The organism is Maritalea porphyrae, from assembly GCF_027213965.1.
GTDB lineage: Bacteria > Pseudomonadota > Alphaproteobacteria > Rhizobiales > Devosiaceae > Maritalea > Maritalea porphyrae_A.
This window is the reverse complement of sequence record NZ_JAPWGX010000003.1, coordinates 285,741-298,431: the sequence shown is the minus strand read 5'-3', so window position 1 is coordinate 298,431 and position 12,691 is coordinate 285,741. Positions and strand designations below refer to the sequence as shown.

General features: G+C 49.6%; 14 protein-coding genes. 8 read left to right on the top strand and 6 right to left on the bottom strand.

Annotation, left to right across the window (positions count from 1 at the left end; translation table 11 throughout):
- Positions 1 to 816: an RNA methyltransferase gene (locus O4H47_RS10245; RefSeq protein ID WP_269393887.1), complete on the bottom strand. Its 816-nt coding sequence runs from the start codon at positions 814 to 816 to the stop codon at positions 1 to 3.
- 50 nt (positions 817 to 866) lie between these two features.
- Positions 867 to 1,433 (bottom strand): GNAT family N-acetyltransferase, encoded by a 567-nt coding sequence (locus O4H47_RS10240; protein ID WP_269393886.1) that lies wholly within the window; start codon positions 1,431 to 1,433, stop codon positions 867 to 869.
- Between the two features lie 64 nt (positions 1,434 to 1,497).
- On the opposite strand from O4H47_RS10240, the gene O4H47_RS18170 reads away from it, so the two are divergent.
- The 3 genes from O4H47_RS18170 to O4H47_RS10230 are packed head-to-tail and all read left to right on the top strand — an operon-like array spanning position 1,498 to position 2,662.
- The gene (locus O4H47_RS18170) at positions 1,498 to 1,914 is read left to right on the top strand and encodes a GFA family protein (RefSeq protein WP_419719613.1); all 417 of its coding nucleotides are present in this window, start codon (positions 1,498 to 1,500) and stop codon (positions 1,912 to 1,914) included.
- Positions 1,915 to 1,928: 14 nt separating this feature from the next.
- Positions 1,929 to 2,327, top strand: a complete 399-nt coding sequence (locus O4H47_RS10235) for a GFA family protein (protein ID WP_269393885.1) — start codon at positions 1,929 to 1,931, stop codon at positions 2,325 to 2,327.
- A complete protein-coding gene (locus O4H47_RS10230; protein ID WP_269393884.1) occupies positions 2,327 to 2,662 on the top strand; it encodes a TfoX/Sxy family protein in 336 nt (111 codons plus the stop codon). Before O4H47_RS10235 ends, O4H47_RS10230 begins: the two co-directional genes overlap by 1 nt.
- A gap of 4 nt (positions 2,663 to 2,666) precedes the next feature.
- On the opposite strand, the gene fabF is transcribed toward O4H47_RS10230, so the two are convergent.
- Positions 2,667 to 3,944 carry a beta-ketoacyl-ACP synthase II gene (gene fabF / locus O4H47_RS10225; protein ID WP_269394379.1) on the bottom strand — a complete coding sequence of 426 codons (1,278 nt, stop codon included), beginning with the start codon at positions 3,942 to 3,944 and terminating at the stop codon, positions 2,667 to 2,669.
- 105 nt (positions 3,945 to 4,049) lie between these two features.
- The gene (locus O4H47_RS10220; RefSeq protein ID WP_269393883.1) at positions 4,050 to 4,487 is read right to left on the bottom strand and encodes a MarR family winged helix-turn-helix transcriptional regulator; all 438 of its coding nucleotides are present in this window, start codon (positions 4,485 to 4,487) and stop codon (positions 4,050 to 4,052) included.
- A gap of 176 nt (positions 4,488 to 4,663) precedes the next feature.
- Between O4H47_RS10220 and O4H47_RS10215 the strand changes: the two genes are divergently transcribed.
- Positions 4,664 to 5,875 carry an NADP-dependent isocitrate dehydrogenase gene (locus O4H47_RS10215; protein ID WP_269393882.1) on the top strand — a complete coding sequence of 404 codons (1,212 nt, stop codon included), beginning with the start codon at positions 4,664 to 4,666 and terminating at the stop codon, positions 5,873 to 5,875.
- A gap of 97 nt (positions 5,876 to 5,972) precedes the next feature.
- Positions 5,973 to 6,464: a GFA family protein gene (locus tag O4H47_RS10210; RefSeq protein ID WP_269393881.1), complete on the top strand. Its 492-nt coding sequence runs from the start codon at positions 5,973 to 5,975 to the stop codon at positions 6,462 to 6,464.
- A gap of 8 nt (positions 6,465 to 6,472) precedes the next feature.
- Here the strand turns inward: O4H47_RS10210 and O4H47_RS10205 are convergent, their stop codons facing one another.
- A complete protein-coding gene (locus O4H47_RS10205; protein ID WP_269393880.1) occupies positions 6,473 to 7,660 on the bottom strand; it encodes a cyclic nucleotide-gated ion channel in 1,188 nt (395 codons plus the stop codon).
- Between the two features lie 160 nt (positions 7,661 to 7,820).
- Here O4H47_RS10205 and O4H47_RS10200 point away from each other — a divergent pair, with 160 nt between their 5' ends.
- The 3 genes from O4H47_RS10200 to O4H47_RS10190 all read left to right on the top strand — a co-directional run bounded on the left by O4H47_RS10200 (position 7,821) and on the right by O4H47_RS10190 (position 10,023).
- Positions 7,821 to 8,549, top strand: a complete 729-nt coding sequence (locus O4H47_RS10200; RefSeq protein WP_269393879.1) for a GIN domain-containing protein — start codon at positions 7,821 to 7,823, stop codon at positions 8,547 to 8,549.
- Positions 8,550 to 8,628: 79 nt separating this feature from the next.
- Positions 8,629 to 8,970 (top strand): hypothetical protein, encoded by a 342-nt coding sequence (locus O4H47_RS10195; protein ID WP_269393878.1) that lies wholly within the window; start codon positions 8,629 to 8,631, stop codon positions 8,968 to 8,970.
- 78 nt (positions 8,971 to 9,048) lie between these two features.
- Entirely contained in the window at positions 9,049 to 10,023 is a 975-nt protein-coding gene (locus tag O4H47_RS10190; protein WP_269393877.1) for a glycerophosphodiester phosphodiesterase family protein, read from the top strand.
- On the opposite strand, the gene alaS is transcribed toward O4H47_RS10190, so the two are convergent.
- Positions 10,020 to 12,677, bottom strand: a complete 2,658-nt coding sequence (gene alaS, locus O4H47_RS10185; RefSeq protein ID WP_269393876.1) for an alanine--tRNA ligase — start codon at positions 12,675 to 12,677, stop codon at positions 10,020 to 10,022. The genes O4H47_RS10190 and alaS overlap by 4 nt on opposite strands.
- Positions 12,678 to 12,691: the final 14 nt, after the last annotated feature.

Sequence of the window (12,691 nt, the reverse complement as noted above, 5' to 3'; positions counted from 1 at the left end):
CTATTCGGCGTCCTTTTTTTGTTTGTACTTAGATTGATCGCGCAATGGGTTTGGCCTTTCGTGTCGGCGGTCCAACGCTGCCACAACACCACGAAAAGTGCGCACTTCCTGAATATTCATTTGGGCGCGCGCAAACATGGCCCGCATATTCGCCACCATTGAAGGACGCTTGCCCGGTGTTTTGAAGAAGTTAACCCGATCCAGCGCTTCTTCGAGGTGAAGCATCAAGCCAACCAAATCTTCACGGGTCGCAGGTTCTTCAGCGGGGCCATCAAACGGCAAATCGCCGGCGCCATTAAATGCTCGACGCCATTCATAGGCCAGCACAAGAACAGCTTGTGCAATATTGAGCGAGGCAAACGCAGGCTCCACCGGCAAAGTGACGATTTTATCGCACAGTGCTACCTCGTCATTATTCAGCCCCCAACGCTCCCGACCAAACAATATGCCCACTTTTCCGCCACTCTTGATCGGCCCAACCATCTCGTCCGCCGCAACATCAGGCCCAATGACGGGTTTATACATGTCACGCGAACGCGCCGTTGTGGCATAGCACCGGGTCAAATCCGCAATTGCTTCTTCAACCGTCTCAAAAACCTGAACGCGATCAATCACATGGTTCGCTTTTGCTGCGGCAGAGCGTGCTTTTTCGCTCGGCCAACCATCACGGGGGTTGACCAAACGCAAATCCCACAAACCAAAGTTTGCCATAGCGCGGGCAGCCGTACCGATGTTTTCGCCCAGCTGCGGTTCGCATAAAATAACTGCAGGGCCCGGTTTTAGCTCCAGTCCCTTAGTGCTGTCAGTACCTGCCATTCATCGCTCCATCAGTTGGTGGCGATGAATGGGCCAATCATCGCAAAAGATCAAGGGTGCAATTCGCGCCACTCTCGTTGCAAAATTGCATAAATCAGCAGTTCATCCCAATCACCCTTGAACAAAGCCTGTTCTTTAAAGTGCGCTTCGCGCCGCATCCCAAGCTTTTCCATCAACTTATAAGAAGGTTGATTTGGCGCAGAGCATTTGGCTTCGATCCGATGCAAATTACCTACCTTAAACGCAATATCCATCAATGCCGTTGCAGCTTCCAACGCATACCCTTTACCTTGGAACCGAGGATTGAGCACATAGCCAATCTCGCCCTGGCGTGCTTCAACATCTCTGGAAAAAAGCAAAAACTCGCCAATCATTTCCCCCGTTTCTTTTATTTCCACGTGAAGGAATAGCGGGTGACCCTCAGGAGTAAACTCAGTGAACCCCAACCGACGTTCCATCGTTTTTTCAATCTCATCACGTTCTCGTGGTTCATATGGCAAATATCGGCAGACTTCTGGATCAGCACTATACTCCATCAAAGCGTCCACATCATCCGCACGTGGCAAACGCAACACGAGGCGATCGGTCTCAAGTGGCAATTCAAACGGCAAATTCATACGTAAATTATCCAATATTCAATTTAGTGTTGCATCTGGCGCAAATGCTCGGCAAGCTGAGCAAATGAGCGATTTTGTTGAAACCTTTTGCGCTTGTGGCGCGGTCAGTGTCAAAATTTCAGGTGAGCCACGCACAACCATGTTGTGCGCGTGCAAGGATTGTCAAAAAGCCAGTGGCACCGGACATAGTGCACTTGCTCTCTTTAGTGATGACACTACTCAAATTTCTGGCGAAACCAAGTCTTTTTCCGTCACGGCAGATAGCGGCGCAACGGTACAAAGGAACTTCTGTCCAAATTGCGGCACGCCAGTTTTTGGCGTGACCTCTCGCGTGCCAGGTCACAAACTACTCCCTGTCAGCATGTTGGGCGATGCCGCAGAAACATACAAACCAAGATCACTCATCTTTTCACGGTCACACCTATCTTGGGATCACATCGATCCGGAACTGCCACAGTTCCACAAATACAAAGAGAGTTAGAAAGGTTTATTGAAATGACAAAAACCGGCCAATGTCACTGCGGTGCAGTAACGTTTGAAGTAGATGCAGAGCCGGTCCGCATGGCCCAATGCCATTGCGAAGCCTGCCGCCGCTTAACCGGCACAGGCCACGTGGTTCACGCCTTTTTCCGGCGCGAAGATGTCAAAATTTCCGGCACGACAAAAACCCACAAGTCAATCTCTGACGCGGGCAACACAAGAACCAGACACTTCTGCCCCGAGTGTGGTTCTCGCCTATTCGCAGAAAATACCCGTGCACCAGGCGCAATTGGTGTTTCCGTCGGCGCATTCGACGAGTCTGATTGGTTCAAGCCTGAAGTCATCTTATATTACTCTCAGCGTCCAAAATGGGACCCTGTGGACGACACAATAGAAAAACACGAGTTTATGTAATGACTGAAGAACGCGAAGCTCTTGCCGACCGTATTCGCCAACTCATCGGCGATGATCCCAACATCACCGAAAAGAAAATGTTTGGCGGCATCGCGTTCATGCTTAATGGAAACATGCTGGTTGGGCCGCACAAAGATGGCACACTGATGGCACGTGTTGGACCAGATCTATATGAAGAGGCCCTTTCCCGACCTGGTGCAAGCGTAATGGATTTTACCGGCAAAACCATGAAGGGTTTTATCCACATTCACCCTGACAAGTTGGTTGATGACGAAGCCTTAGCAACCTGGATAGCCCTAGCCACTGAATTTGTTGGGGCATTGCCGGCAAAATAAGCAATCAGATTTCGCTGAATATTAAACTTGCATTCACACCGCCGAACCCAAAACCGTTGGACAGGACATGCTTGATATCCCACTCCTTGGACGCGTTGGGTGCAAGTTCATATTTATCCGCTTCTGGCGTAGGGTCTTCGATATTCAATCCCGCCGGCACTATCTTATTGCGCATTGCCAAGATTGAATAGATGGCCTCAATTGCACCTGCAGCGCCAAGCAAGTGTCCAACTGAAGACTTTGTAGAGGTAACGGGCAAGTCTTTACCTCTACTTTCAAATACTGCAGAAATGCCGGCAATTTCCGCAGAATCCCCAACGGGGGTCGAGGTGCTATGGGCGTTAATATAGCTAATGTCTTTTGGCTCCAACTGCGCCATGCGCAGTGCTTGCTTCATGGCACGTTGTCCTCCTTCGCCGTCAGGCGCAGAGGCGGTTAAGTGAAAAGCATCCCCCGACGTGCCATAGCCCGAAATTATCGCCAACGGTGTTGCACCGCGCTTTTGGGCATGGCTTAACCGCTCCAATACCAACACCGCGGCCCCCTCAGACAAAACAAAGCCTGCATGATTCTTGTCGAAAGGGCGCGACGCCGCTGCGGGTGTGTCGTTAAAATCTATCGCCAGCGCTCTTGCTGCGCCAAACCCACCAATCGAAACAGGGTCAACACAGGCCTCTGCTCCACCACAAATCGCAACATCTGCCTCACCACTCAGTATTATGCGCATACCATCACCAATTGCTTGTGCAGACGCAGCACAAGCTGTCACTGGCGCCCCAACTGGCCCCTTAAGTTGATGCAATATGGAGATATGTCCTGCCGCCAAATTGGCCAAAAACGAGGGCACCACAAATGGTGACAATCGACGGGGACCACGTGCGTCAATGGTGCGTGTCGCAGCAGTCATAGCCGGAAAACCGCCTACGCCAGTCCCAATAATTGTGGCGCTTCGCACTTTGTCTTCGTCCGTCTCAGGTGCCCAGCCCGCTTGTGCCAGCGCCTCGTTTGCGGCTGCAACCCCGTACTGGATGAACAAATCCATCTTCTTGATATCTTTTGGAGAGATGTGATCCTCTGCTGCAAAGCCAAACTCATCGTCAGATTTTGCTGGCACAATTCCAGCAATCTTTGCACCGAACTCAGATGTATCGAACCGATCATGCCGCACAATACCACTTTTGCCCGCAAGCAACCGCCGCCAATTCACGTCTACACCAACACCAAGCGGGCTGACCGCCCCCATTCCTGTAACAACAATCGGATCGTTCTTTGAATTCAACATCATCAGGTTCTTTCCGTCTCATTTATCTCTCAATTGCGAGGGATTCATTTCAATTAACGTGTATATACACAGCAATAAAGCCAAGACTGAGCCCCACACCTTTGTTCAAAACTTCTCGCTTCGGGTTAGTTCCGCTGTGATGCGGCGCAAAACATCTAGCGCCTGGTCAACTTCATCTTTTGAAACTTGTTTGAACGCCATGCTCTGCGCTTGCCGCCATGCAGGCGTCATATCCACCATAAGTTGTCGCCCAGCCGGGGTAAGCTCAACGGTGCGGGCATTCCCCTTCCGCGCAGGAACAAGTTTTACCAATTGCTTTTTTTCCAGCAGCGCTAGGTTTCTGGTCAGGGTTGTTCGCTCAATCGCCAGAAACTCTGCCAAAGCAGATACGGAGTTGTGATCGGTCCCAACGAGTGACGCGAGCAAAGAGAATTGCTCCGTGGAAACATTAAACTCACGCATGTGTTCGGCAAAGCGACGCGTCATCACCCGGGCGGCGGCACGCGTGTTACGCAACAGACATTTTTCGATCTCTGACTCCATGTGTGAAAACTACTGTGTATCTACACAATGTCAAGACTTATTGTTTCTGCACAAGCCAATGGCAGCAAATTGACCCCAGCACTTTGCGTTTCTTAATTACAGTGCTATAGGGCAACTCGAATGCCTGTCGCCCACAAACAGGCCTCCCCATTCAACCAAGCTATGCGGAGTATCCCATGAGCAAAATCAAGGTAGCGAACCCAATCGTCGAACTCGACGGCGATGAGATGACACGGATCATCTGGCAGTTCATTAAAGACAAACTCATCCACCCTTATCTCGATGTGGATCTACACTATTACGATCTTGGCATTGAAGCACGTGACGCTACAGACGATCAGATCACAGTAGATGCGGCGAATGCGATCAAGAAACACGGCGTTGGCGTAAAATGCGCAACAATTACGCCAGACGAAGACCGCGTTGAAGAGTTTGGTTTGAAGCGCATGTACCGCTCACCAAACGGCACAATCCGCAACATTCTTGGTGGCGTTATCTTCCGCGAACCAATCATTTGCCGCAACGTTCCACGTTTGGTTCCAGGCTGGACCCAGCCAATCATCGTCGGCCGTCACGCTTTTGGTGATCAATACCGCGCAACAGATTTCAAATTCCCAGGCAAAGGCAAGCTTACAATCAAGTTTGTTGGCGAAGATGGGGCCGAAATTGAACATGAAGTGTTTGACGCACCAAGTTCAGGCGTTGCAATGGCGATGTATAACTTGGACGACTCAATTAAAGACTTCGCACGCGCATCAATGAACTACGCGTTGAACCGTGGCGTACCTTGTTACCTTTCAACAAAGAACACAATCTTGAAAGCCTATGATGGCCGCTTCAAAGACCTGTTCCAAGAAGTTTTTGACGCTGAATTTGCTGATGCATATGCTGAAAAGAAAATCTGGTACGAACACCGCTTGATCGACGACATGGTTGCTTCAGCCCTTAAATGGTCTGGTGGTTATGTTTGGGCCTGTAAAAACTATGATGGCGACGTACAGTCTGACATTGTTGCACAGGGCTTTGGTTCTTTGGGTCTAATGACGTCAGTATTGATGTCACCAGACGGAAAAACTGTTGAATCAGAAGCTGCACACGGCACAGTGACACGTCACTACCGTCAGCACCAAAAAGGTGAAGCAACTTCAACGAATTCAACGGCTTCAATCTTTGCTTGGACACGTGGCTTGGCCCACCGTGCGAAGCTGGATGACAATGCCGAGTTGGCAAAGTTCGCTTCAACGCTTGAAGAGACTGTGATCAACACAATTGAAAGCGGCGGCATGACCAAAGACTTGGCTCTACTTGTTGGGCCAGACCAGGAATGGCTTTCAACAATTGGCTTCCTTGAAGCAATCGACAAGAACTTGCAAAAAGCGATGGCATAGCGCCACTCCGCTTTGTAAGGCAAAAAGACAACCGCTCACACGCTAGTGTGGGCGGTTTTTTTGTGCAATATTGGGGACAAATGCTCAGGATTCAAAAATGTCAAATCTTAGCCAAAATGGGCGTTGCTTGTGTGGCGGAATTGTATACAGCGTCACAAGTGAGCCGATCCACACCACAATCTGCCACTGCAAAATGTGTCAAAGGTCCACGGGTTCCGCCTACCTTTTAGAACCTATCTTTATGAAAGAAAGTGTCTCCGTTACTGAAGGCGCTACAACCGTATACGAGCATATCTCGGACATGAGTGATCAAGCATTGTGGATTAACTTTTGTGGCAACTGCGGCACCAAACTGTTCCAGACCTTTGCACGGTTTCCAGAAGTTGTCGGGGTATTTGGGGGCACATTCGACAATCCGGATTGGTTTGCCCGTACACCAGAAAACACCCGTCACATTTTCACGGCGTCCGCGGTCCAGGGAGATCTTTTCCCCGCACATTTCCAATTGTATCGCCAGCATACATCTGACTCAAATACCGGGAAGAAAAACACGCCATACATTTTGAAAGAACACAGAGAAGTTGAATGATCACAATGCTATTTGGTCTTTAATCGCTCGTCTGCAATCGCTTTAAAGTCAGCCTGTAAATGGGTGTTTTGTGTCAACAAGTAATTGAAATCATGCGCGTCCAACTCTAACAAATCGCACGCTGTGGCGGTCTTTGCCGAAAGCATATTCAGGTCCTGCGCCAAAAGGGCCGTTTCGCCAAAGTGTTCCCCTGCCCCCAAACGCAGCGTTTGACCACCTGTTTTCACAACCACCTCGCCCGTCACCACAAAATACATTGCATCAGTCACATCACCCGCGCGCACAATTGTCGTGCCTTTTGGCAAATGACGCGACTTAAGCAAATCCATAATCTCAGCAATCTCGCTGGCATCGAGTTTGGAAAACAAGCCTACTTTTGAAATCATGTTCCAAGTGACCACGAAATTGCGCTGATTGACCTCCATCGCAAAACCGTTGGAGAGAATGCCGATGGGTAATGCGAATATCCCAACACCAAAAATCATAATCAAGCCGGCGAACCATTTTCCAAGGGCAGTTGCAGGAATAACATCGCCATAACCAATGGTCGTCAACGTCGCCATCGCCCACCACATTGCAGAAGGAATGTCACCAAATGCCTCTGGCTGCACATTCCCTTCAATGGCATACATGCCCGATGCTGCAATCAACAAAAGCGCTGTCAAAATGAGTAGCACACCAAGTAGCGATCGGCTTTCGCGGTATAAAACTCGACCGAACAACTGAAATGCCGATGAGTATCGCGCGATCCGCAAAAACCGCAACATGCTTAGGACACGCAGTATCCGCAAATCGATACCGCTTCCTGGTCCGAAATAGAATGGCAAGATAGCGATCAAATCCACAAGCGCCAACGGGGTCACCATGTAGCGAAGTCGAGACCACAGAGGGTGTCCATCACGTCGCAATGGGTGCTCTACACATACCCAAACACGCATGGCATATTCCGCCGAAAACACAACAACTGAGGCATATAGAATGAAATCGAGCTGTGGGCCGAATTGCTGCACAATTTCATCAACGGTGCCCAATACAAATGCCAAGGCGTTCAAAAAAATCAATGTCACTAAAACAACATCGCTAATAAGCGATGCCCAATCTCCGCCCGCTGCGGGCTCCAATATTTCAAACCACCTGCGTCGAAGTTGCTGCAATCTTGTGCGTTTCATTGACAAAGAACCTTTCAAGTCGCTCATTATCCGCAAAAACCCTAAAGAACATGTTGCGACCCCGGCGCGATAATTTGCCACGCGCACAAGTCAAGTGCGAACGCGACCAACAAATTGGCCACACCCCTTCTTTTACGCGCCATCGTACCCATATCTCACCCATACTTTTCAATTGGAGCATAAACTGATGTCTCGTATTGCACTTATCGCCATCCCAATCTTCATCACCAGTCTGTCAACTGCGCATGCAGACTCTTCTAGACTTTATGAATTCTCAGGCTTTGACAGGATCGAAGCACAGGATGGCCTAAATGTTTCAATTCAACACAACGAGACCCACCGAGTTGAAGTCATTGCAAACAAGTCCGACTATTTTGACAAGATTACTATTGTCCAAAAGGGTGACAGCCTAATCGTGAAACGCAGAGAAGACTGGGGGGTAACAGGCCTACTGTCATGGGCGCAGAACTGGGCGAATGGGGTTCAAATCAATATCCACATGCCAGAACTGAGTGAAGTGGAGGCTTCCTCCGGTGTAGACATTCAGATTGGCGAATTTGAACTTGACCGACTGGCTTTAGAAGCTTCCTCAGGCGCATCTGTCGTTGCCAACGGGATTATTGTAAACCGCTTAGCGCTCGATACCAGCAGTGGCGCTTCCCTTGAAATCGAAGGTTCATGTTCAATCCTTAAAGCAGAAGTATCCTCCGGCGCGAGTATTTCTGCTGCAAATTTCGCCTGTGTAGAAGGCGATATTGAGGCGAGCAGCGGTGGCAGCATGCAAACAAATCTATCAGAATCGGTTAACGCTGAAGCCTCATCCGGTGGATCGATCGAAATTGTTGGTAAGCCAAACACCACCAAAATCGAGAAGACATTTGGTGGCTCAGTAACTCTGGTAAAGCACAAAATATGAAGCCCGGTGCACATATCGACCTGCCGCTCCCATTTCGCCAAGAATGTGATATCGACATAAGCCAAATCTCTGAAATCGAGTGGAATTTGGCGTATCACTCGCGGTTAGACACGATAAAACACCAACAGTTACTACCTATGCCCAAGAGCAAAAATTTGCAGAGGCCATTGAATTTGCAACCGCAGGGAGAGTACTGAGTATTAGTCGCGCCAAAACAGGCTTAATCAACGATTTGTTCTTTTGGAAAAACGATTGGAAGAACAAAGCGCGGGTGATTGTTCAACTCCCCACACTCATTCGTCTCGAGGCGACTTCTGGCGCGAATGTGATACTCAATGCCACTCAATTCCACGAAGTCACTATCAACGCCAAACATGGAGCATCGGTGCGCGTAATAGAAAACACTTCTGAAAAGCACTAAGAATTGGCCTGATACAAATTTCAACCGCAATTCTCGTTTACGTTGGCAAAAACTACGATTGCTCGGGTCTGTGTCATCATGAAAAAACGCTACGTAATTGCTTTGTCTTTTCTCACTGTTTTTTGGGCATGGAACAGTTCACTGTTGGCGCCAGCACCAAAAAGCGAGAAGGTAAAACTACTAAGCCATCGCGGCGTACATCAAACATTTGATCGCGAAGGGCTCAAAAATGACACGTGCACAGCAACACGCATATTCCCGCCGACACATGATTTGATAGAGAACACGCCCCAATCAGCGGCGGCAGCTTTTGCTGCGGGTGCGCATGTGGTGGAAATCGACATTCATCCTACGACCGATGGTAAGTTCGTGGTTTTCCATGACTGGAATGTTGATTGTCGAACCGATGGAACTGGCGTTACGCGACAAAAGTCGCTCACAGAATTGAAAAAGCTGGACATTGGTTTTGGCTACACAGCAGATAAAGGCAAGACATTTCCGCTTAGGGGAAAATATGTTGGCGGAATGCCTGAACTATCAGCATTTCTAGCCGAGTTTCCGGAACAACAGTTTCTGATCAATTTCAAGAGCAATAATGTGGAAGAGGGAAAAGCGTTTTCCAAACTTCTAGTTGAGTTTCCGCACGTGCAAAAACAAGTCTTTGGTGTCTATGGTGGATCGGCACCCACCAACTATGTGCTGGAACAAACACCCACCATTTTGGGATACACAAAGCCACAAACCAAACAGTGCCTTATTCAATATATGGCCTATGGTTGGACTGGCATAGTACCGCAATCATGTCAAAACCACTTTGTGGCAGTCCCCGCAAACTTTGCATGGGCCCTGTGGGGTTGGCCAAACCGTTTCCAACAACGTATGCGGAATGCCGGGGCGCAAATCATTTTGCTTGGTCCAATGTCGCTCGATGACCCGGGGTCGACTGGCATAGACACCATCGAACATACAAACCTAATACCCAACAGATTTGATGGATACGTGTGGACTAATCGTATCGAATTGATCGGTCCACACTTGAATTTGAAAAGCTAGCCTACGATCGCCGCTCGGATTGCATCGATTGCTGCACTGGCTTTGCTACCGTCAGGGCCGCCACCTTGCGCCATGTCTGGACGACCACCGCCACCTTTGCCGCCAACCGCCTCTACGCCTAACCGAACAAACTCTACAGCGCTGTATTTCTCTTTCAGATCATCAGTAACACCAACAGCAATACCAGCTTTCCCATCTTCAGAGACGCCCGCAATTGCCACGATCCCAGATTTTATCTGTGCTTTGCCTTGATCCACAAGGCCCCGCAACTCACGTGTTGGAATACCCTCTGCAACGCGACCAACGAAGGATATTCCCGCAATTTCTTCAGGACCGTTATCACCGGTCGCGCCCCCACCCATTGCCAATTTCTGACGGGCTTCGCTCAATTGCTTTTCAAGAGACTTGCGTTCCTCAATCAATGCATCAACACGCACGAGTGCATCACGTGGCGCAACTTTCAAACGATCTGCAATGCTCTTGACGGTTTTGTCCTGCTCATCAAGGTAAGCGCGCGCACCTTGTGCCGTAAGAGCTTCAAGCCGACGCACACCGGACGCAACCGCACTTTCGGCCACAACTTTAACCAACCCTATTTCACCAGTATTGCGCACGTGTGTTCCGCCGCAAAGCTCCATTGAGTAAGTCTTGCCGGCTTTCTCGCCTTCAAGCGCTTTACCCATAGAAACGACGCGCACCTCGTCACCGTACTTTTCACCAAATAGCGCCATTGCACCAGCTTCTTTGGCCTCATCGACCCCCATCAAGCGGGTTTCTACGACTGAGTTTTGAACAATTATGGCGTTGGCCAACCGCTCAATGTTGGCAATCTCTTCGTCGCTCACCGCTTTTGTGTGAGAAAAATCAAATCTCAAACGATCCGGAGAGACCAAAGATCCCTTTTGCGCCACATGCGCACCCAAGGTTTCACGAAGTGCCTCATGCAATAGGTGTGTAGCGGAGTGATTGGCACGTATTGAAGCGCGCCGAGCACTGTCAACACGCATGTCTAGAGGTTGCCTCACCTTCACCACACCAGCGGTTACAGTTGCCGCGTGAGCAAAAACCTTACCCACATGCTTGGTTACATTGGTTATCTGAACACTAACACCTTCACCCAGTGCGGTGCCGTGATCACCCACCTGCCCGCCACTTTCTGCATAAAATGGTGTCTGGTTAAGGACAATCTGCCCTTGCTCACCAGCACTCAGTTCAAGAACCTCTTCGCCGTCTTTCACAATCGCGGTTACCACACCTTCAGCCCGCTCATGTTCATAACCTAAGAACTCAGTTGCACCCGCTTTGTCGGCAATCCCAAACCAAACAGCCTCATTTGCGGCATCACCAGAACCACTCCAGTTCGCCCGAGCCTCAGCTTTCTGAGCGGCCATAGCGGCGTCAAACCCGGCCTGGTCCACTTCTACGCCACGTTGGCGCAGCGCGTCCTGCGTGAGATCGAGCGGGAAACCATAGGTATCATAGAGCTTGAAAGCTGTGCGGCCTTCCAATACATCACCTTCCCCCAATGCGGCGCTTTCTTCTTCTAGAATGGAAAGCCCGCGGCTGAGTGTTTTAAGAAAACGCTCTTCCTCTAACCGAACAGTCTCTGCGATCATTTGTTCACCATGCACCAGTTCGGGATAAGCCTGCCCCATCTCGCGCACCAATGTGGGTACAACCGAGTGGATGACCGGTTTATCCGCACCGAGCAATGTCGCGTGGCGCATAGCACGGCGCATAATACGACGCAAAACGTAGCCTCGCCCCTCATTTGAGGGCAACACACCTTCGGCAATCAAAAACGACATGGACCGCAAATGGTCAGCGATCACCCGCCGGCTCTGATCACCTTTATCGGCAATATCTGTATTCGTTGCATTGGCAATGTCGCCAATCAGCGTTTTGAACATGTTGGTTTTGTAATTGTCGTGAGTGCCTTGCATCAAAGCTGCAAAACGCTCCAACCCCATCCCCGTGTCGATGGAAGGGTTCGGCAAATTCGTACGCTCGCCATTTGCATGCTGTTCATATTGCATGAACACCAAGTTCCAAATCTCGATAAAACGGTCGCCGTCTTCTTCTGGTGTGCCGGGACGCCCACCCCAAATGTGGTCGCCATGGTCGTAAAAGATTTCAGAAGACGGCCCGCAAGGCCCAGTGTCACCCATTGACCAAAAATTGTCTGAAGTCGCAATGCGTATGATCTTGTCCTCAGACAATCCAGCGATCTTCTTCCAAAGATCAAATGCCTCATCGTCATCCGCATAGACCGTCACCAACAGTTTTTCCACTGGCAGCTGATATTCTTTTGTGATCAGGTTCCACGCCAACTCAATGGCATTTTCCTTGAAGTAGTCGCCAAAGGAAAAATTCCCCATCATTTCAAAGAATGTATGGTGACGTGCGGTGAACCCTACGTTGTCCAAATCATTGTGCTTGCCACCTGCACGCACACACTTTTGCGCGGATGTGGCGCGTGTGTACGCACGCTTTTCAAGACCTGTGAACACGTTTTTAAAAGGAACCATACCTGAATTGGTGAACATCAAGGTTGGATCATTCTGCGGGACCAAGGGACCAGACGCTACAACTTCGTGACCATTCTTGTTGAAATAGTCGATAAACTTGGAGCGGATTTGGTTGACGCTACTCATAAAGCCTGCCGGTT